Origin of the sequence: Pseudomonas sp. TH49 (genome assembly GCF_016650625.1) — a bacterium.
Taxonomy (GTDB): domain Bacteria; phylum Pseudomonadota; class Gammaproteobacteria; order Pseudomonadales; family Pseudomonadaceae; genus Aquipseudomonas; species Aquipseudomonas fluorescens_H.
This window is the reverse complement of the sequence record NZ_JAEKFL010000002.1, coordinates 287,577-307,779: the sequence shown is the minus strand read 5'-3', so window position 1 is coordinate 307,779 and position 20,203 is coordinate 287,577. Positions and strand designations below refer to the sequence as shown.

Here is a 20,203-nt window from a genome sequence, read left to right as displayed (position 1 = left end):
TTCAGCATTGATGGCGGTTGACCTGACGCCTTCGCGAGCAAGCCCGCTCCCACCGGGGATCGTCGGTGAATGAAGGATTTACGGCTGGCCGCGATCAAGGGTGGGAGTGGGCTTGCTCACGAAGGGGTCGGTACATTCAGCATTGATGTCGGCTGACCTGACGCCTTCGCGAGCAAGCCCGCTCCCACCGGGGATCGTCGGTGAATGAAGGATTTACGGCTGGCCGCGATCAAGGGTGGGAGTGGGCTTGCTCACGAAGGGGTCGGTACATTCAGCGTTGATGTCGGCTGACTTGACGCTATCGCGAGCAGGCTCACTCCTACAGGGTTGTGTGGATGACTGGGGATCAGTGTGCCCGATCCAACCCGGCCAACAGGGCCTCGTCGCGGCTGTAGATATCCGGCGCATAACGTATCTGCCCATCCTTGCCGACCTGTGCCGTCCAGTAAGTCATCAGGATCGGTACCGGTGCCGACAGGCGGAATTCGTGGGTGCTGCCGGTGGCGAGCAAGGTGTCGGTGCGCGTGCGTTCCGCCGGGGTCAGCAGCAGGTCACGCAGTTGCATCGGGTGCTCGACCCGCACGCAGCCGGAGCTGAATGCGCGCGGCCCCTTGTCAAACAGCGCCTTGCTCGGCGTGTCGTGCAGGTACACCGCGAACGGGTTGGGGAAGCGGATCACCAGTTGCCCCAGCGGATTACGCGGCCCGGCGTCCTGGCGCAGCATGATGTTGCCGGGATTGTCCCAGTCGATATCCGCTGCGGCCAACGGCTGACCATGGGCGTCGAGCACTTGCAGGTTCTGGCGGCTGAGAAAGGTCTGATCCTTGCGGATCGCCGGCAGCTTGTCTTCCTTCCAGATGGTCGGCGGCACGGTCCAGGTCGGGTTCAGGGTCAGGCGCGTGACCCGGGATTTGAGCAGCGGGGTCTGCCGTTCGGCACGCCCGACCTGGGTGCGGGTCTGCCAGACCGGCACTCCCCCCTCATACAGCGTCAGCTCGGCGGCAGCGACGTTGACCAGCAAGCCGTTAGGCTCCATGTCCTGGGCCAGCCAGCGAAAGCGTTCGAGGTTGACCCGCAATTGTTCACGGCGCGTCAGCGGAGTGATGTTGAGTTCGGCAATCGTCCCGGGCCCGACCACGCCGTCAGCCTGCAGCGAATGGTTGGCCTGGAAGCTCTTCACCGCCTCTACCAGCACACCGTCATAGGCATTGCCGGGCGTACCGATGGCGTGGGTCAGATAGCCTTCGCTGTACAACCGTCGGGCCAGTTCCGGAACGCGCTTGTCTTCCATCGCCGGACGCAACAACGGGCCGTTGCCCACCGACTGCCAGTGCGGCAAGGCTTGCAGCCGTTGACTGGCGTAGAGATGGCGCAGGCTTTGGTATTGCGCCAGATGCGGACGGGCCAGATCGAAAGCGGCCTTGATGTCATGCAGGCCGGGTACGGCGATGGCGAGTAATTCGGCCTGCCGATCACGCGGGGCCACATCGGCATGCCACAGCGGCTCGAAATGTGACTGCAGCAGACGACCGTAATGCAGGTCCTGCAGTGCTTGCAGGTAAGAACGACTGATGTCGATATCGGCACACAATTCGCCATCCTGCGGCGGGTTGGCCGCTACCGGATAGCGCTTTGGATCGAGCCCATCATCGGCCAACAGCTGCAACTGTGCGCGCAAGACCGGCAAACGCCCTGTCTCGCTGGCCCACACCGGCAGCCAGTCCTGCTGCTGGTAGAACGCTTGCAGTTGCGACAGCGCCGGGCCGTTCAGATGCGCGGCAATCGCCGGGCACGCCTGCGGCAAACCGATCAGCACCGCTTGCAGCGGACTCTGCGGCTCAACCGGCATTGGCGCCGGTGGCGTCGGCAGGGTCTGCAACGGCGGCAGCGGCTCCTCGGCACAAGCGACAAACGGCGCAGCGAGCAAACAAATGCTCAAGTAGCATGCGTACTTTTTGAACAACTGCTTTACTCCAATCCGTGGCCGCCTCAATGACGGTCAACCTTACATCAGGTGCGCTGAACAGTCAGGCCCGAATCAGGGGTCTGTGGGTATGACTGGGAGTCAGGAGCCAAAGTGCCAAATAAGTAGCAAGTGAGGACACTTTATAAATGTTGACGTTTTTGCGCCGACTTCTGCTGACCACTGCGACTCTCGTCGTCGTGAGCAGCCCAGCTTTCGCCGCCGGCAAGCCATCGCCGGTTCTCTTGACCAGCCTCGCGCACGCCGCGCCGGAACTCAATCCCCAGGCGCTGAAAGGTGCCTTGAACGCTATGCAATGTGCGATCAACAACGGCGCGAAACCCTCCCGCCACCTGGCGATCATCGACTATTCGCAGCCCTCCACCGCCCGCCGGCTGTGGATCTTCGATTTGAGCAGACAGAAGCTGGTGCTGCGTGACCTGGTCGCCCACGGGTCCAATTCCGGGGAAAACTTCGCTACCCAATTCTCCAACCGCGAAGGCAGTTACCAGTCCAGCCTCGGCCTGTTCCGCACGCAGGAAAGCTACAAGGGCACCCACGGTTATTCGCTGCGTATGGACGGTCTGGAGCCGGGTTTCAATGACATGGCCCGCGACCGCGCCATCGTGATCCACGCCGCCGACTACGTGAACCCGTTATGGAGTAAACGTCAGGGCCGCATCGGTCGCAGTCAGGGTTGCCCGGCGGTACGCCCGCAAGTGGCAAGGCAGGTGATCGACAAACTCAAGGACGGCCAGTTCATGTTCTCCTGGTACCCGGACCAGCACTGGCTGAAGTCCTCGCCGTACCTCAACTGCCAGCCACAGCAGGTGGCGAGTATCTTGAGCACCCACGCCAGTTGACGATAAGGGCCATGATCATCAGCACGGCTGCAACACCAAACGTGCTGTGCAAGCCGCGGCCGATCACCTCGGCCGGGGCTTGCGTCGGGTCTCCCGTGGCCAGCGCAAACACCGCCCCCATGACTGCCGCGCCGGTGATCAAGCCCAGATTGCGCGACAGCCCGAGCAAGGCTGAGACCACGCCGCGCTGATCCTGACTGACCGTCGCCATCAACCCGGTATTGTTCGCTGCCTGGAACAACGCGTAACTGCTGGCGATCAGCGCCATCGGCAGCAGATACGCCGGCAGACCGAAACTCATCGGCAACAGCGCCAACAAACTGCAACCGCCAACCATCCCGAGCAACGCCCCCGGCACCACCCGCCGCGCGCCGAAGCGATCCACCAGACGCCCGGCCGGCACCCCGCCGCACGCCGCCAGCAGCGGCCCGACGGACAACGCCAGACCGACCACGGTGCTGCCCAGTCCCAGCCCCCGGCTCAGGTAAAACGGCCCGACCACCAGCGTGGTCATCATCACCGTCGTCACCAGCAACGTCAGCGCGAGGCTGCTGCCCAGTCGCGAGTCGGCGAACAACGACAGACGAATCAGCGGCGCCTTGGCTTTCATTTCGACCGCGATAAACAGGCCTGCGCCGCACAGGCTGAGCAGCAGCAATATCAGGGTGAATCCCTCCAGTGTCATCGCCAGCGCGTAGACCGCCAGGGTCAAAACCAACACCGCAGTGCCGAGATAATCAAACGCCACCCTCGACCGCGTCGGCCGATCCGCCGGCAGATAGCGATAAACCAGCCACGCATTGAGCAAGCCCAATGGCACGTTGAGGACAAAGATCGACGGCCAGCCGACATGCGCGATCAGCAGGCCACCCAACGACGGCCCGAGGCTGGTGCCGGTGGCCGACATGGTTGCCAGCAAACCCATCGCACTGCCCGCCCGCGCCTTGGGCACCGCATCCGCCACCAACGCCACGGTCAAGGCAAACATGATCGCTGCGCCAAGGCCCTGCACCGCCCGTGCGCCGATCAACCAGCCCAGCCCCGGCGCCAGCGCACAGCACAGCGAAGCACTGGTAAAAATGCCGATGCCGATCAGCAGCAGGCGCCGCCGCCCGAACACATCGCCCAGGCGCCCGACACTGACGATCAACGTGGTGACCGCCAGCAGGTACGCCAGCACGATCCACTGCACCTGTTGAAACGTCGCATCGAACGCTGCCGCCAGAGTCGGTAATCCGGCGTTGGCGATGCTGGTGTCCAGCGACGGCATCAACATCGACAGCGCCAGACTGGTCAGCGCCCAGCGGGTTTGAGTGTTCAAGGGTGTTCGGGCCATCGGACGCTCCAACTGATGATCAGACGGCATAGCCTGAGTCTCGACAAGGCAAGGCGCAAGACGCATGCTTTGCACTTGATACCTGCATGGAACGCCATGTTATGAGCACCCCGGATCTGAACCTGTTGATCACCCTCGATGTGTTGTTGCGCGAAAGCAGCGTCGCGCGTGCCGCGCACATTCTGCGGTTGAGCCCGTCAGCGATGAGCCGCGCCCTGGCCCGATTGCGCGAGACCACCGGCGATCCGTTGCTGGTGCGCGCCGGCCGAGGCCTGGTGCCGACCCCACGGGCGCTGGAGTTGCGTGAGCGGGTCAGCCGCCTGGTGCAGGAAGCCGAGGCGGTGTTGCGCCCCGCCGAAGTGCTCGACCCCGGCCAGTTGCAACGCACTTTCACCTTGCGCAACACCGACGGTTTTGTCGAAACCTTTGCCGCCGCGCTGCTCGCGCGCATTGCTGAAGAGGCCCCCGGCGTGCGCCTGCGCTTTGTGCAAAAAGCCGACAAGGACAGCACACCGCTGCGCGAAGGCCGGGTCGATCTGGAGACCGGCGTGGTCGACGACAGCACTGACCCGGCGCTGCACAGCCGCATCCTGTTTGAGGATCAGTGGATCGGTGTGGTGCGCGAAGGCCATCCATTGAGTTCGGGCAAGATCAGCAGCAAACGCTTTGCCGGCGGCCAGCACATTCTCATCTCACGACGCGGGCGCAGCAGCGGCCCGGTCGACGAAGCGCTGCTCGCCGCAGGACTGACGCGGGACATCGTCACTTCATTCGGCGGCTTTTCGGCGGCGCTGACACTGGTCCGCGAATCAGACCTGATCGCCACCGTCCCGGAGCGTCACACCAGCAAGCTGCGCATGGGCCTGCACAGTTTTGCCCTGCCCTTCAGGATGCCGCCGATCAGCGTGTCGATGCTCTGGCACCCGCGCATGGACGCCGACCCGGCGCACCGCTGGCTGCGCAATTGTGTACGGGAGGTCTGCGTCTAGCGCGCATCGCCGCCGGCCGGTTTATAGAAGAGGAATTTGCCGACCTCCGCGGTCTTTCTGTATTCCTTGGCCCAACTCGGATGCACGTTGCGATCATGAAAGTACAGCGCACCATGGGTGCGATCCGGCAGTTGGCGGTTGAGCGCCTTGCCGGCGATGTCCTTGGCCAGGGTGTATTCGGCATCTTCCTTGACCTGATCCGCCTTGCCATCGCACCACCAGGAAAACTGGCAGCTCTTGGTTTCCGAACCTTGTTTGACCACTTCGCACACGGTGCCTGGAAAGCCATCGTGCCCCAGGCGATTCATCACCACATTGGCCACCGCCTCCATTTCCGGGGTGTCGCGACCCTTGGCTTCCCAGTAGATACTGCGTGCCAGGCAGGTGATCGGATCGTCCAGCGGCGCGGTGCCGGCGGGGTCCACGGCTTGTACTTCAGTGGGGGTGATCGCTTCGGATTTGGGTGCCGGTGCGGCGCTGACTTTATCGGCGGCTTTTTCTTCCAGCACCTGGGCTTTCTCTTCGGCCTTGGCCTTGATCGGGGTCTGATCGGTGGCGTTCACAACGCCGGCCATAAGGGTTAATGCGAAACAGCCAGCCAACCATTTCAATCCCATGTCAGTTCTTCCGGCAGCGCCCGTTCCGGGCAAGGTGTTTCGTGGGGGAGACGCCCGGTTCCCGGGGCCTTCGGAGAGTGTAGACGGCAAATACCGCAGTAACGTTCCGCAGAAAAATCCGCTCGGTAAAGAAAAAGACATTGCATTCCCCCGGGCCATTTCGCGCATCATGAGCGCACTCAGCTCAAGGGAGATTTCCATGCGCTTCATGCCATCCGTCTTGCGTTTTGCCACGCTGTCCGTGGGTCTGGTCGTGGCCGCCTCGGCCATGGCTGCCGACGAGTCGCAACTGATCGAGTCGATCAACAACTATCGCAGTCAGCCGCAGCGCTGCGGCAGCCAGGCGTCCAACGAACTGCCACCGCTGTCGGCCGACCCACGGCTGAGACTGCCGGCCAGCGGTGCGGTCGATCTGCAACAGGCCATGGCCAGCGCCAGTTACCCGATGGTCAATGTGCAGGCGATTACGCTCAACGGCCCACGGGATGCGGCATCGGCGATGAAGGCGATTGAGGAAAGTTTCTGTCAGGTGGTGCTGGACCCGCAGTTCGTCGATGTCGGGGTCAGCCGCGCCGATCGCGACTGGCGGATCGTGCTGGCGCGACCGTTGCTCTCGGCGAAGCTCGGTGATGCGCAGGCTGAAGGCCAGAAGTTACTCGAGCAGGTCAACGTGGCCCGCGCCCAGCCACGCCAATGCGGCGGGCAAGCCTTTGCTGCCGCTGAGCCATTGGCCTGGAACGCGAGCCTGGGCACGATCTCTCAGGATCACAGCCGCGACATGGCCAACAACAACTACTTCGACCACAAGGACCGCGACGGCCGCACCCCGGGCGACCGCGCCGAACTGGCCGGCTACGGCGGGCAACTGGTCGGCGAGAACATCGCTGCCGGCCAAGACACCGTGCGCAAGGTCGTCGACGGCTGGCTCGCCAGCCCCGGCCACTGCGCCAACCTGATGAACCCGCAATACAAAGAACTCGGCGCCGCCTACGCGACCGATCCAAAGAGCAACGCCGGGATCTACTGGACGGCGATGTTTGGTGCGCAATAGCCCCCTTCAGAAAACACCGAAGATCCAAGGTGGGAGTGGGCTTGCTCACGAAGAGGCCTTCACATTCAGCATCAATGTCGACTGACCTGACGCCTTCGCGAGCAAGCCCGCTCCCACTGGGGATCGTCGGTGATGAAGGATTTGCGGCTGGCCGCGATCAAGGGTGGGAGTGGGCTTGCTCACGAAGGGGCCGGCGTATTCAGCATCAATATCGACTGACCTGACGCCTTCGCGAGCAAGCCCGCTCCCACTGGGGATCGTCGGTGAATGAAGGATTTGCGGCTGGCCGCGATCAAGGGTGGGAGTGGGCTTGCTCACGAAGGGGTCAGCACATTCAGCATCAATGTCGACTGACCTGACACTTTCGCGAGCAAGCCCGCTCCCACTGGGGATCGTCGGTGATGAAGGATTTGCGGCTGGCCGCGATCAAGGGTGGGAGTGGGTGTGCTCACAAAGGGGCCGGCACATTCAGCATCAATGTCGACTGACCTGACGCCTTCGCGAGCGAGCCCGCTTCCACTGGGGGCATCAGTGATGTTCAGAATTGCGGGCACAAAAAAACCGGAGCCATGGCTCCGGTTTTTTTGGGTCAGTGGGTTCTCATTCCCGCTGCATACATTGCCAGTTTCAGCAGACTCGCCACCACGGCGAGTGACGCTACACTGCCCAGCCAAATCAGCAACAACCAGCCCAGGCGCTTGTACCAGCGGCTGGATCTGACCTCACGCGAATCAATGGTAGCCATCGCCAATCCTCACTTTGCCGCGGAATACGTAGTAGCTCCAGAAGGTGTACATCAGGATCACCGGCAGGATGAACAGTGCGCCGATCAGGGCGAACAACTGGCTGGATGGCGGCGACGCCGCAGCCCACAGGCTCACCGACGGCGGGATGATGTTCGGCCAGATGCTCAGCGCCAGGCCGATGTAGCCGAGCAGCATCAGCACCAGAGTGAACATGAACGGCCAGTGGGTGTGACGCTGACGCAAAGTGCGCAGCAGCCCGAACAATGCCAGCAGTGCCAACCCCACCAACCCGGCGAACACCATCAAGTGCCCATGACTGGACCAGCGCGTGGCCAGTTCCGGGTGCAACTGCAGGGTCCAGACGCCAATCACCACCACCATCGCCAGCAGCAACCACGCCAATGGCCGAGTGAACAGACGCATCCGCGACTCGAGCATGCCTTCGGTCTTGACCAACAACCAGGTGCTGCCCAGCAGCGCATAAGCCACCACCAGACCGACGCCGCACACCAGCGGGAACGGCGCCAGCCAGTCCAGGCCGCCACCGGCAAACTGCCGATCCACCACGGGAATGCCCGACACGTACGCGCCGATCACCACCCCCTGGGAGAACGTCGCCAATAGCGAACCACCGATGAACGCCTTGTCCCACCAGTGACGCTTTTGCGACGACGACTTGAAGCGAAACTCGAACGCCACACCACGGAAAATCAGCCCGCAGAGCATCAGGATCAGCGGCAGGTACAACGCCTCCAGAATCACTCCGTAGGCCAGCGGAAACGCGCCATACAGCGCCGCGCCGCCCAGCACCAGCCAGGTTTCATTGCCGTCCCACACCGGGGCGACGGTGTTCATCATCACGTCGCGCTCCTGCTCATCCGGGATCAGCGGAAACAGGATCCCCAGGCCCAGATCGAAGCCGTCCATGATCACGTACATCATCACCCCGAAGGCGATGATCACACCCCAGATCAACGAGAGATCGATACCTTGAATACCCATGACTCAATGCTCCTTAATCGGGGCGGTAGCCGCCGAAATGGGTCGGCGCGGAGTCTGCAACTGATCGCCCTCCGGTGGATGTTCGTGATGTGGCTGCGGGCCTTTGCGCACCAGTTTCATCATGTAGCCGATGCCCACGCTGAACACCGAGCAGTAGATCACCACGAACAGCAGCAGCGAGGTGCTCATCTGCGCCACCGAGTGATGCGACGCGGCGTCATGGGTGCGCATCAAGCCGTAAACCACCCACGGCTGACGCCCGACTTCGGTGGTGATCCAGCCAGCCAGCAACGCGATCAACCCGCTAGGTCCCATCAGCAACACCAGACGCTGAAAACCACGATGCTGATAGAGCTTGCCGCCACGGCGCAGCGCCAGCCCCAGCAGACCGACGAGGATCATCAACATGCCCAGCCCGGCCATGACACGGAAGCTCCAGAAGATGACGGTCGAGTTCGGCCGGTCCTCTTTCGGGAAGCTCTTGAGCGCCGGGATCTGTTTGTCGAGGCTGTGGGTCAGGATCAGGCTGCCGAGGTACGGAATCTCCAGCGCATATTTTGTCTTCTCCGCCTGCATGTCGGGGATACCGAACAGCACCAGCGGCGTCGGGCCGCTGTCGGCGTTTTCCCAGTGGCCTTCGATGGCGGCGATTTTTGCCGGTTGATGTTCCAGGGTGTTCAAGCCATGGGCGTCACCGACCACCGCCTGAATTGGCGCCACGATCAGTGCCATCCACAACGCCATGGAAAACATCTTGCGCACCGGCGCGGTGTTGTTGCCGCGCAGCAAATGCCAGGCCGCCGACGCACCGACGAAGAACGACGTCGCGACAAACGCGGCAATCGCCATGTGCGCCAGACGGAACGGGAACGACGGGTTGAACACGATCGCCAGCCAGTCCAGCGGCATCACCCGCCCGTCGACGATTTCGAAACCCTGCGGGGTCTGCATCCAGCTGTTGGAAGCGAGAATCCAGAACGTTGAAATCAGCGTGCCGATGGCGACCATCACCGTGGCAAAGAAGTGCAGCCCACGACCGACGCGGTTCCAGCCGAACAGCATGACCCCGAGGAAGCCGGCCTCAAGGAAGAACGCAGTCAGCACTTCGTAGGTCAGCAACGGCCCGGTGATGCTCCCGGCAAAGTCCGAAAAGCCGCTCCAGTTGGTACCGAACTGGTAGGCCATGACCAGCCCCGAGACCACGCCCATGCCGAAGTTGACGGCAAAGATCTTCGACCAGAAATGGTAGAGATCACGATAGGTGTCGTTACGGGTTTTCAGCCACAGGCCTTCGAGTACCGCGAGGAAACTCGCCAGGCCGATGGTGATCGCCGGGAAGATAATGTGGAACGAAACCGTGAACGCGAATTGAATTCGCGCCAGGTCCAGTGCCTCCATGTTGAGCATGATGATGTCCTCATCCAGGCTGAAAAGCGGCAGCACGAACCCGGGCCACCGCCAGACGCGAACGCCTGCAGCCAGTCAAATTGCCAGTGTTTTTATCGGTAGCGGGTTACGCCACCGATGACGGGATCAGGTTGCTGACCTTGGCCGCTTCGAGGCGAATCGCGACGAATTTCGAGGTCGGCGTGTAGGTCCGGTCGCCGTAGCTTTCCAGCGGCACCAGCGGATTGGTTTCCGGGTAGTACGCCGCGGCCTGACCGGGCGGAATGTCGTAGGCGATCAGGGTGAACCCGCTGACCCGACGCTCGCGCTCGTCATCCCACAGCGCCACCAGATCGACCTTCTGCCCCGGTTCGAAACCGAGTCGCTGGATGTCCTGTTCGTTGGCGAAGATCACGTCGCGCATGCCGTAGACCCCGCGATAACGATCGTCGAGGCCGTACAGCGTGGTGTTGTACTGATCGTGGGAACGCATGGTCTGCAGGATCAGATCCGGTTTGACCGCCAGGTTGCGCACGCCTTCGCTGATCAGGTGTTCCGGCAGCACGCACGGGGTGAATTGGGCTTTGCCGGACTCGGTGTTCCAGACGCGGTCCGAGGCATCGTTGCCGAGGTGGAAACCACCCGGGATCAACAGTTTCTCGTTGAATTTCTCGAAGCCCGGAATCACGTCGGCGATCAGGTTGCGGATGCGCCCGTAGTCGCCCACCGCCCATTCCCAGTCGATTGGATGCTTGCCCAAGGTCGCGGCGGCAATCCCGGCAATGATCGCCGGCTCGGACTTCAAGTGCGCCGACTTCGGTTTCAATTGACCGAACGACAAATGCACCATGCTGAAGGTGTCCTCCACCGTCACGCCTTGCGGGCCTTCGGCCTGGATGTCGATGTCGGTACGGCCGAGGCACGGCAGGATCAACGCGTCGCGACCGGTGACCAGATGGCTGCGGTTGAGCTTGGTCGAGATGTGCACGGTCAGGTCGAGTTTGCGCATCGCTTCGTGGGTGCGCGGGGTGTCCGGCGTGGCTTGGGCGAAGTTGCCGCCCAGACCGATAAACACCTTGGCTTCGCCACGCTCCATCGCGCCAATCGCCATCACCGTGTTGTGCCCGTGCATGCGCGGAACTTTGAAGTTGAAGCGTTTTTCCAGGGCGTCCATCAGCGCCTTCGGCGCCAGTTCGTTGATGCCCATGGTGCGGTCGCCCTGCACGTTACTGTGACCACGCACCGGCGACAGACCGGCGCCCGGACGGCCAACGTTGCCGCGCAACAGTTGCAGGTTGATGACCTCCTGCAGGGTCGGCACCGAGTGCACATGTTGGGTCAGGCCCATGGCCCAGCACATGATCACGCTCTTGGCGCGGCCATACATGCGCGCGGCCAGTTCGATGTCGTGCAACGGCACGCCGGACTGCTCGAGGATGTGCTCCCAGGTCGTGGCGTCGACTTCTGCCAGGTAGCTGTCCAGACCCGAAGTGTGCTCGGCAATAAAGGCGTGATCGAACACCGGCTCGCCGCCCGAGGCCTGGGCTTCACGCTCCCACTGCAGGAGGAATTTGACCATGCCGCGGATCATCGCCATGTCGCCACCCAGCGCCGGACGGAAGTACGCGGTGTTGGTCGCTTCCCAGCCGTTGCTGAGCATTTCGAGCGGGTTCTGCGGGTTCTGGAAACGTTCCAGGCCACGCTCTTTCAGCGGGTTGATGCAGACCACTTGCGCGCCACGTTTCACCGCTTCGCGCAACGGTTCGAGCATGCGCGGGTGGTTGGTGCCGGGGTTCTGACCGATGACGAAAATTGCGTCGGCGTGATGCAAATCCTCGTAGACCACGGTGCCCTTGCCCACGCCCAGCGTCTCGCCCATGCTCACCGCACTGGCTTCGTGGCACATGTTCGAGCAGTCCGGGAAGTTGTTGGTGCCGTAGGCACGGACGAACAACTGATAGAGAAACGCCGCTTCGTTGCTGGCCCGGCCCGAGGTATAGAACTCGGCCTCGTGCGGCGATTTCAGGCCCTTGAGGTGTTCGGCGATCAGCGCGAACGCGTCTTCCCAACTGATTTCCACGTAGCGATCGACCCGCGCGTCGTAGCGCATCGGGTGGGTCAGACGCCCCTGATATTCCAGCCAGTAGTCGCTCTGTTCGGCCAGGCTCGACACCGTGTACTTGTTGAAGAACGCCGGGTCGACCAAACGCCCGGTAGCCTCCCAGTTCACCGCTTTGGCGCCGTTCTCGCAGAACTTGAGCATGCTCGCACCGGGCGCCTCACCCCAGGCACAGCCCGGGCAGTCGAAGCCGCCGTTCTGGTTGGTCTTGAGCATGGCGCGGATGTTTTTCAGGGCGTTTTCACTGCCCAGCCAGCTCTTGGTCAGGCTGATCACAGCGCCCCAACCGGCAGCGGCACCCTTGTAAGGTTTGTAACGGTCGACTTGTGACATGGGACATCTCCATGACGATGCACACAGGCGTGAACCTGATCTCGGTTAAATATCCGACCGTCTTTCAACAGTAAAAAGCGGTCGTTTCATTTGCCGGGGCAAGGATATGAACCGATACAAAATATTGTCTAATCGCTATTTATGACCACATTATCGAAACCCTCTATCACGCTGAAAAACCCTTTATTTACGGGGCCTTGCGAAATTAAAGCGGCAACTTTCAAGAAAAAACAATTGATCATCGACGCGCTCAATCAAGCGTTCATAAACAGTGATTGGACGTCCTGCGAAGTTGCCCATAACCTGCGTCAACCTGGTCCGTTAATGCGGACTTCTCACTCCTGCGAGGCTGTCATGTCAGAGCGTGTCTTGATCGATGGTTACAACCGCCGCGTCGACTATCTGCGCATGTCGGTCACCGACCGCTGCGACTTCCGCTGCGTGTATTGCATGGCCGAGGACATGCAGTTTCTGCCGCGCCAGCAAGTGCTGACGCTGGAGGAGATCTATCAACTGGCGCAGAGCTTCGTGGCGCTGGGCACGCGCAAGATTCGCCTGACGGGCGGCGAGCCGCTGATCCGTCCGGGCGTGGTCAAGCTGTGCGAGCAGATCGCCGCCCTGCCCGGCCTGCGTGAACTGTGCATGACCACCAATGGCTCGCAGCTGGGCAAACTCGCCGCGCCGCTGTTCGACGCCGGGGTCAAGCGCCTGAACATCAGCCTCGACAGCCTCGATCCCGAGCGCTTCAGACAGATGACCCGCACCGGTGATCTGGCGCAGGTGATCAGCGGCATCGATGCGGCGCGCAAGGCCGGTTTCACCCGCACTAAACTCAACGTGGTGGTGATGCAGGGGCGCAACGATCAGGAGATCAACGATCTTGTGAGCTTCGCCATCGACCGCCAGCTCGACGTCTCCTTCATCGAGGAAATGCCGCTGGGGATCATCAGCGAACACAGCCGCGCGGAGTCGTTTTTCTCCAGCGCCCAGGTGCGCGCGAAGATCGCCGAGCGCTACACCCTGATCGACTCCGCCGAGTCGACCCAGGGCCCGTCGCGCTACTGGCGGCTGGCGGAAGCACCGGAGATTCGTCTGGGTTTCATCTCGCCGCACAGCCACAATTTTTGCGGCACCTGCAACCGGGTGCGGCTGACCGTCGAAGGGCGCCTGCTACTGTGTCTGGGTAACGAGCATTCGGTGGATCTGAAAGCCGTGCTGCGCGCTCATCCGGGGCAACCGCAGAGGCTGGAGAAAGCCATTATCGAGGCAATGAAACTCAAGCCGTACCGGCACAATTTCGAAGTGAACGACGACGTGCAGGTCGTGCGCTTCATGAACATGACCGGCGGTTGAAACCGCCCTCACCCTGCGTAATCGGGATCGCCCAGCATGATCATCAGACCCAAGGTCAACCAATTCGCCATCCTCTTCACCCTCAAGGGTTCGATTGCCAAACGTATCGCCCTGCGCACCTTGATGGTCACCCTGCTGGCCTCGGCCATCGTCCTGATTGAAATCCTCCACCCGAGCAACTTCACCAAGGTCAATGCCACGCCGTTCACCTTGCTCGGGCTGTCGCTGTCGATCTTCATGAATTTTCGCAACAACGCCTGCTATGACCGCTGGTATGAAGCGCGCAAGGCCTGGGGTGATGTGCTGGTGCACATTCGTTCGGTGATTCGCGAAACCCATGTCATCCGCGAATCCGTGCAGCGCAAGCCGTTGCTGCTGAACCTCTGCGGTTTTGCCCACTCGCTGAACGCGCGATTGCGCCGGGAAAGCGAAGCGGCGGCCAGCCGTGCGTGGATCACCCCGCAACACGATCCGCAGGTGCCGGACTACAGCGGGCGGATTCTGCAGCAGGTCGGCCAGCAGTGTTCCGACCTGCACCAGAGTGGCGAACTGAGCGAGTGGCGCTACATGCTGCTGGCCAATCACCTGACCAGCCTGACCCAGGCGCAAGCGGTGTGCGAACGGATCAAAAACACACCGCTGCCCTTCCCCTACACCTTGCTGCTGCACCGCACGATCTACCTGTTTTGCATCCTGCTGCCCTTCGCCATGGCCGAACCACTGGGCTGGCTGACCCCGCTGTTTACGGCGATCGTGAGCTACACGTTCTTTGGCCTGGATGCGATTGCCGATGAGCTGGAAGACCCGTTCGGCCGCGATGAAAACGATTTGGCGACTGACTCGCTGGTACGCACCATCGAGCGTGACATCCTCAGCGAACTGGGCGTGACCGACCTGCCACCGATGCTGCTGCCGGTGGACTATGTGCTGAGCTGAACCCGCTCTCCTCACCACACAAATACCCTCTGTAGGAGTGAGCCTGCTCGCGATAGCGGTCTTCCAGTCAGTGAAGATGTTGACTGTGCCGCCGTCATCGCGAGCAGGCTCACTCCTACAGGTTTGAGGTACACCCGCAGAATGGATGAACATCACGGGTTTGATTTGTCAGAACAGTTCGCTGAAGGGAATGAAGCGCAGCTCATCCCCGATGCCGTGAGTACTGTTTTCCGGCACTTCCACCAATCCGTCAGCCCAGGTCGCACCGAGCAAAACACCGGAACTCTGGTTCGGATACAACACCGCACGCCCCGCTTCCAGCCGCACCCGCAGATACTCTCGACGGCTGCCAGCTTTACTCCATTCAAATCCGGCATTCACCGTAAAGCTCAACGGCATGACCTCTTCCACGCCCTGAATGCGCAGCAGATACGGCCGCGCCAGCAGGCCGAAGGTCACCAGCGCCGAGGTCGGATTGCCCGGCAGGCCTATCACCGGCACCGTACCGAAATGCCCCACGGTCAGCGGTTTGCCAGGCTTGATCGCGAGTTTCCACAGCAGCGGTTTGCCGTTGTCGCGCAGCACCTGACCAAGGCAATCGGCATCGCCGGCAGACACGCCACCCGTGGTCAGAATCAGGTCGGCCGCCACTTGCAGTTGCTCAAGCTTGAGCCGCGTCTGTGCCGGACGATCCGGCAGAATCCCGGCGTCGATCACCTCGCAGCCCAGTTCCTTCAGCCAGTGGCCAAGCAACACGCGGTTGCTGTTGTAGATGCTGCCGGGACGCAGCGGCAGGCCCGGCTCGACCAGTTCGTCACCGGTGGACAGCAGCGCCACACGCGGGCGACGCGCCACGTGCAGTTGCGCCAGCCCCTGCCCGGCCGCGACCGCCAGTTCGAACGGCCCGAGGCGTTTGCCGGCGCGCAGCAGGATGTCGCCAACGCGATTTTCCTGACCTTGCGCGCGAATGTTCTGCCCCGCTTTCAGCGCCTGCAGGAAGCGCACGCGACCGTCTTCGAGCACTTCGACGTTTTCTTGCATCTCGACGCAAGTGGCGCCGGGTGGCAGCGGTGCGCCGGTAAAGATCCGCGCGCAGGTACCGGGCAATAGCGCGTCCGGCGCCTGGCCGGCGTAGACCTTTTGCGAGACATTCAACGGCTGGCGATGCAGATCGGCCAGGTTCAACGCATAACCGTCCATGGCACTGTTCGGCCACGGCGGCAGGTCGAGTGTCGCCACCAGATCACTGGCCAACACTCGGCCACGCGCCTCGTCGAGCGGCAGTATTTCGCTGTCGGCCAGCCGTTGCTCATTGGCCATGCCGAGCAACTGATCGAGGGCGTCCTCGACCGGCATCAACGCTGCCTTGCTCATCCGCGCGGCCCACAGGCGGCTACTGATTTGAGGTGCGGCACGAAGTTGCACGGGCGATGGCGGTTATCCAGTTGTTCGGCGAGGATGCCTTCCCACGCGGTGCGACAGGCACCGGTCGAACCCGGCAGGCAGCACACCAGCGTGCCGTTGGACAAGCCGGCCAGCGCACGGCTTTGCACGGTGGAGGTGCCGATGTCGAGAATCGAAATCGCGCGGAACAACTCGCCAAACCCATCGATCTGCTTGTCGAGCAGACAGGCCACCGCTTCCGGCGTGCTGTCGCGCCCGGTGAAGCCAGTGCCGCCGGTGATCAGCACCACCTGAATGCTGTCGTCGGCAATCCAGTGGGCGACCTGGGCGCGGATCTTGTACAGGTCATCCTTGAGCAGGTTGCGTTCGCTCAAGGTATGACCGGCCTCCAGCAATCGGCTGACCAGCAATTGGCCGGACGTGTCGCTCGCATAATCGCGAGTATCGCTGACGGTCAGTACGGCAATGTTCAGGGGGACAAACAGGGCATCCGCTTTCGCGCTCATGGGACTCTCCGGCAGTAGTCAATCAGATTGCCGAGCAGCCTAAGTGCCACCTATGAGTACTGTCTAATCACTCTGGCCAACCACATTATCGACCTGCTCTATCGGTGCCGTTGACCTCGGCCAAAGCCTTTGAAACCATGGGCGATAGAGCTGATCGATAGTCTTTTCAATGCTTCCGATTGGACGCAAACACAGGCAAATGAGATCGTCGCACCTCGCGTTTTCCGTGCGCTGCGCGCATCTGCGTCAATACTCCATTCAATTTCTCAACGAGCAGGTGCCTTCGTGGACATCAAACAACTCAAGTTCCTGATCGCACTGGACGAAACCCGACACTTCGGCCAGGCCGCCGCCCGCTGCCACATCACTCAGCCGACCCTGTCGATGCGTCTGCGCAATCTGGAAGACGAGCTGGATCTGGTGCTGGTCAATCGCGGTCAGCGCTTTGAAGGTTTCACTCAGGCCGGCGAGCGGGTGCTGGCCTGGGCGCGCACACTGCTGGCCGCGCATGACGGTCTGTTCGCCGAAGCGGCGGCGTGCCGCGGGCAACTGGTCGGCAGCCTGCGCCTGGGTCTGGTGCCGCTGAGCAACTTCAATCCGGTCAATTACATTCAGGGCTTGTCCGGGACCTATCCCGAGCTGAAATTCAGTCTGTCGTCGGGCAGTTCCGACGAGATCATCGCCGGCCTCGGCAACAATCAACTGGACCTGGGCGTGTGCTACCTCGACCACGTCAACCCGAACTATTTTGATTTTTTCGAGATCGGTGAAACCCGCGTCGGGCTGCTTTACGACAACCGTCACTTCCATTTCGAAGGCTCGGAAATGAGCTGGGAAGACGCCGCCGAACTGCCGTTGGGGATGATCACCACCGGCATGCATTACCGTAAATCCATCGACCTGAGTTTCCGCAGTCGCGGGCTGAATCCGCAGCCGATCATGGAAAGTGATTCGACCTATCAACTGCTGCAGGCGATCCACCAAGGATTCTGCTGCTCGATCATGCCGCTGGACAGCGGGCTGGAAGAGCCGATCGAACACCTGTCGTTCATGCAACTGCCGGATGCCAGCGTGCTCGCGCCGCTGGGGCTGGTGATGCGCAAGACCGAGCCGCGTTCGGCGATTGCCGAAAAGTGCTTTGCCGAGGCGCGGAAAATGTTTGGGGGTGAGGTGCCGGTTGTTTGAGTGACTATCCAGACATTGCTGTTGGACGCCTGGCCGCCTTCGCGAGCAAGCCCGCTCCCACAGGTTGAATGCATTTTAAATGTGGGAGCGGGCTTGCTCGCGAAGAGGCCCGCCCAGCCAACACACATTTCGGACATGACAGCGGTGATCGACCCACCCAATCACCAGATCAGAACAAGCGATTGGACGCACTTTTGACTCCCCCGTAGCCTGAACTCACTTCAGCGCTTCGGGACTTTTCAAGATGCAGTGCCAAGTTGCAACAACCGCCGAACCGGGGGATGCCAATGCCCCCGCACCGCAACCGTCACAGGTGGCCTTTCGCGAATACCTGCAAGACGCCCCGCTCTCTCACGCCGCCCTGGCCGCGGAAATTGCTCTGGCGATCACCTTCAATGGTCTGAGTCAGGCGGTGATGATGGTCTCGCCCGGCAACCTCGAAGACTTCATCCGTGGCTTCAGCCTGAGCAACGCGATCATCGACAGCGTCGACGAGATCTACGATATCCATCTGACGCATTTCGATCAGGCCTGCCAGGCCGATGTGCAGATTTCCAGTCGTGCCTTCTGGGCGCTGAAAGATCATCGTCGGCAGATGACCGGCACCAGCGGTTGCGGCATCTGTGGCGTCGAAGCGCTGGAGCAGGCGCTGCCGCAACTGCAGATCCTGCAACCCTGCGCACTGCCGCCGGCCGCGCATTTCGATGGCATCCGCCAGCGTATCGAACAGGCTCAGCAACTGGCCCGCAGCAGCGGCGCCCTGCACGCGGCGCTGTATTTCGACGCCCGCGGTGAGGCGCTGCTGTGCCGCGAAGACATCGGCCGGCACAACGCCCTCGACAAGCTGATCGGCGCCATGCACAGCGCCGAGGTCGATGCGCGTCAGGGCTTTGTGGTGGTCACCAGCCGTTGCAGCCTCGAACTGATCCACAAGGCCGTGCGCGCCCGCCTCGGCACCCTCGTCAGTCTGTCCGCGCCCACCGCATTGACCGTGCGCTGGGCGCTCAAGCATCACCTGAATCTGATCCACGTTCCGCACCGTAACGCCCCCCGAATCTACAGCCCGATCCAGGAGCTTTCGCCATGAGCAACACCCTCACCCACCTCGACGATCAGGGCCGCGCCAACATGGTCGATGTCAGCGACAAAGCCGCGACTCACCGCGAAGCCACGGCGCAGGCCTGGGTGCAGATGCGCCCGGAAACGCTGCAGATGATCCAGGCCAACGGGCACCCCAAGGGCGACGTTTTCGCCGTGGCGCGCATCGCCGGAATTCAGGCAGCCAAGCGCACCCACGAGCTGATCCCGCTGTGCCATGCGCTGCTGCTCAGCTCGATTCATGTCGAACTCAAGGCCTGCGAACCGGACCGCGTACAGATCACCAGCACCTGCCGCCTCACCGGCCAGACCGGCGTCGAACTCGAAGCCCTGACCGCCGCCAGCGTCGCCGCATTGACGATCTATGACATGTGCAAAGCGGTGGACCGGGCGATGGTCATCGGCGACATCCGCCTGCTGAGCAAACAGGGCGGACGCTCCGGGCATTTTCAATGGGAGGACGCGCAATGATCCTGATCAACTACTTCGCCAGCTACCGTGACCGCCTCAATCTGGGCGGTGAAAAAATCCCCTTGAGCGAAAATCTGCGCAGCATCGAGGACGTGCGGCAATTGCTCATGGCCCGCGGCGAGGAATGGCGCGAAGTGCTCGGCGCCGGCAACCTGATGTGCGCGTTGAATCAGGAACTGTGCCAGCCGAGTGCGGCCATTGAGGACTTCGACGAGATCGCGTTTTTCCCACCGGTCACCGGGGGCTGAGCATGACGGTTCGAGTTCAGTACAAAAGCTTCGACGTCGGCCAGTTGACCGCCGACCTGCATGCGCGCAATCCACGGGTCGGCGCGGTGGTGAATTTCATTGGCTATGTGCGCGATCTGAACATTGGCCAGAGCGTGAACGAGCTGTTCCTCGAGCACTTTCCGGGCATGACCGAAAAAGCCCTCGAACAGATCGCCGACGAGGCTCGCGAGCGCTGGCCGCTGCTGGGAGTGGAGATTGTGCATCGGGTCGGCGCGCTGGCGGTCAGCGAACCGATCGTGTTCGTTGGCGTCAGCAGCAAGCACCGGCACATGGCGTTCGAAGCCTGCGCGTTCATCATGGACGTGCTCAAGACCCGCGCGCCGTTCTGGAAGCGCGAGACCACGGCGCAGGGTTCGCATTGGGTCGAGGCGCGGGAGAGCGACCAGAATGCGGCGCTGCGCTGGAGTCTGGCGCATGCCTGAAGATCAAGAGCCCCTCACCCTAGCCCTCTCCCCGAGGGAGAGGGGACTGATTGGGGGATATTGAAGAAATTCACCGAATTGAAAGATTGGTTCTGAATCCATAATCGACTCGATCTCTCAGGTCGATGGATGA

19 protein-coding genes are annotated in these 20,203 nt (G+C 61.9%); 10 read left to right on the top strand and 9 right to left on the bottom strand.

Annotated elements, in window-relative coordinates:
- Positions 1 to 346: 346 nt before the first annotated feature.
- Positions 347 to 1,963 carry a L,D-transpeptidase family protein gene (locus tag JFU48_RS18750; RefSeq protein ID WP_201137268.1) on the bottom strand — a complete coding sequence of 539 codons (1,617 nt, stop codon included), beginning with the start codon at positions 1,961 to 1,963 and terminating at the stop codon, positions 347 to 349.
- Between the two features lie 149 nt (positions 1,964 to 2,112).
- Between JFU48_RS18750 and JFU48_RS18745 the strand changes: the two genes are divergently transcribed.
- Entirely contained in the window at positions 2,113 to 2,826 is a 714-nt protein-coding gene (locus JFU48_RS18745) for a murein L,D-transpeptidase catalytic domain family protein (RefSeq protein WP_003226055.1), read from the top strand.
- On the opposite strand, the gene JFU48_RS18740 is transcribed toward JFU48_RS18745, so the two are convergent.
- Positions 2,774 to 4,162, bottom strand: a complete 1,389-nt coding sequence (locus tag JFU48_RS18740; protein WP_201137267.1) for an MFS transporter — start codon at positions 4,160 to 4,162, stop codon at positions 2,774 to 2,776. The genes JFU48_RS18745 and JFU48_RS18740 overlap by 53 nt on opposite strands.
- Before the next feature lie 101 nt (positions 4,163 to 4,263).
- Here JFU48_RS18740 and JFU48_RS18735 point away from each other — a divergent pair, with 101 nt between their 5' ends.
- Complete coding sequence (locus tag JFU48_RS18735; RefSeq protein ID WP_201138497.1) at positions 4,264 to 5,151, top strand: LysR family transcriptional regulator; 888 nt, start codon at positions 4,264 to 4,266, stop codon at positions 5,149 to 5,151.
- Here JFU48_RS18735 and JFU48_RS18730 read toward each other — a convergent pair.
- Positions 5,148 to 5,768, bottom strand: coding sequence for a cell wall hydrolase (locus JFU48_RS18730; protein ID WP_201137266.1), 621 nt, complete (start codon positions 5,766 to 5,768; stop codon positions 5,148 to 5,150). The two genes, JFU48_RS18735 and JFU48_RS18730, sit on opposite strands and share 4 nt — an antisense overlap.
- Positions 5,769 to 5,967: 199 nt before the next feature.
- Here JFU48_RS18730 and JFU48_RS18725 point away from each other — a divergent pair, with 199 nt between their 5' ends.
- A complete protein-coding gene (locus JFU48_RS18725; protein WP_201137265.1) occupies positions 5,968 to 6,819 on the top strand; it encodes a CAP domain-containing protein in 852 nt (283 codons plus the stop codon).
- Positions 6,820 to 7,408: 589 nt separating this feature from the next.
- Here JFU48_RS18725 and JFU48_RS18720 read toward each other — a convergent pair.
- The 4 genes from JFU48_RS18720 to JFU48_RS18705 all read right to left on the bottom strand — a co-directional run bounded on the left by JFU48_RS18720 (position 7,409) and on the right by JFU48_RS18705 (position 12,405).
- Positions 7,409 to 7,564, bottom strand: coding sequence for a DUF2474 domain-containing protein (locus JFU48_RS18720; protein WP_103486414.1), 156 nt, complete (start codon positions 7,562 to 7,564; stop codon positions 7,409 to 7,411).
- Positions 7,551 to 8,567: a cytochrome d ubiquinol oxidase subunit II gene (cydB, locus tag JFU48_RS18715; protein ID WP_201137264.1), complete on the bottom strand. Its 1,017-nt coding sequence runs from the start codon at positions 8,565 to 8,567 to the stop codon at positions 7,551 to 7,553. The genes JFU48_RS18720 and cydB overlap by 14 nt, the downstream gene beginning before the upstream one ends.
- 3 nt (positions 8,568 to 8,570) lie before the next feature.
- Positions 8,571 to 9,974 carry a cytochrome ubiquinol oxidase subunit I gene (locus JFU48_RS18710; protein ID WP_201138496.1) on the bottom strand — a complete coding sequence of 468 codons (1,404 nt, stop codon included), beginning with the start codon at positions 9,972 to 9,974 and terminating at the stop codon, positions 8,571 to 8,573.
- Between the two features lie 106 nt (positions 9,975 to 10,080).
- Positions 10,081 to 12,405 carry an FdhF/YdeP family oxidoreductase gene (locus JFU48_RS18705; protein WP_201137263.1) on the bottom strand — a complete coding sequence of 775 codons (2,325 nt, stop codon included), beginning with the start codon at positions 12,403 to 12,405 and terminating at the stop codon, positions 10,081 to 10,083.
- A gap of 354 nt (positions 12,406 to 12,759) precedes the next feature.
- On the opposite strand from JFU48_RS18705, the gene moaA reads away from it, so the two are divergent.
- Positions 12,760 to 13,758, top strand: a complete 999-nt coding sequence (moaA, locus tag JFU48_RS18700) for a GTP 3',8-cyclase MoaA (protein WP_201137262.1) — start codon at positions 12,760 to 12,762, stop codon at positions 13,756 to 13,758.
- A 36-nt stretch (positions 13,759 to 13,794) separates the two neighbouring features.
- On the top strand, positions 13,795 to 14,694 hold the full coding sequence (locus JFU48_RS18695) for a bestrophin family protein (RefSeq protein ID WP_201137261.1): 900 nt from the start codon (positions 13,795 to 13,797) through the stop codon (positions 14,692 to 14,694).
- A 168-nt stretch (positions 14,695 to 14,862) separates the two neighbouring features.
- On the opposite strand, the gene JFU48_RS18690 is transcribed toward JFU48_RS18695, so the two are convergent.
- Positions 14,863 to 16,068: a molybdopterin molybdotransferase MoeA gene (locus JFU48_RS18690; RefSeq protein WP_201137260.1), complete on the bottom strand. Its 1,206-nt coding sequence runs from the start codon at positions 16,066 to 16,068 to the stop codon at positions 14,863 to 14,865.
- A complete protein-coding gene (gene moaB, locus JFU48_RS18685; protein ID WP_027611709.1) occupies positions 16,065 to 16,604 on the bottom strand; it encodes a molybdenum cofactor biosynthesis protein B in 540 nt (179 codons plus the stop codon). Before moaB ends, JFU48_RS18690 begins: the two co-directional genes overlap by 4 nt.
- Positions 16,605 to 16,889: 285 nt before the next feature.
- Here moaB and JFU48_RS18680 point away from each other — a divergent pair, with 285 nt between their 5' ends.
- The 5 genes from JFU48_RS18680 to moaE all read left to right on the top strand — a co-directional run bounded on the left by JFU48_RS18680 (position 16,890) and on the right by moaE (position 20,070).
- Positions 16,890 to 17,789, top strand: coding sequence for a LysR family transcriptional regulator (locus JFU48_RS18680; RefSeq protein WP_103486408.1), 900 nt, complete (start codon positions 16,890 to 16,892; stop codon positions 17,787 to 17,789).
- A 244-nt stretch (positions 17,790 to 18,033) separates the two neighbouring features.
- Positions 18,034 to 18,876 carry a formate dehydrogenase accessory sulfurtransferase FdhD gene (gene fdhD, locus JFU48_RS18675; protein ID WP_201137259.1) on the top strand — a complete coding sequence of 281 codons (843 nt, stop codon included), beginning with the start codon at positions 18,034 to 18,036 and terminating at the stop codon, positions 18,874 to 18,876.
- Positions 18,873 to 19,358: a cyclic pyranopterin monophosphate synthase MoaC gene (moaC, locus tag JFU48_RS18670; protein ID WP_201137258.1), complete on the top strand. Its 486-nt coding sequence runs from the start codon at positions 18,873 to 18,875 to the stop codon at positions 19,356 to 19,358. The genes fdhD and moaC overlap by 4 nt, the downstream gene beginning before the upstream one ends.
- Positions 19,355 to 19,606 (top strand): MoaD/ThiS family protein, encoded by a 252-nt coding sequence (locus tag JFU48_RS18665; RefSeq protein ID WP_201137257.1) that lies wholly within the window; start codon positions 19,355 to 19,357, stop codon positions 19,604 to 19,606. The genes moaC and JFU48_RS18665 overlap by 4 nt, the downstream gene beginning before the upstream one ends.
- Before the next feature lie 2 nt (positions 19,607 to 19,608).
- A complete protein-coding gene (gene moaE / locus JFU48_RS18660; RefSeq protein ID WP_201137256.1) occupies positions 19,609 to 20,070 on the top strand; it encodes a molybdopterin synthase catalytic subunit MoaE in 462 nt (153 codons plus the stop codon).
- Positions 20,071 to 20,203: the final 133 nt, after the last annotated feature.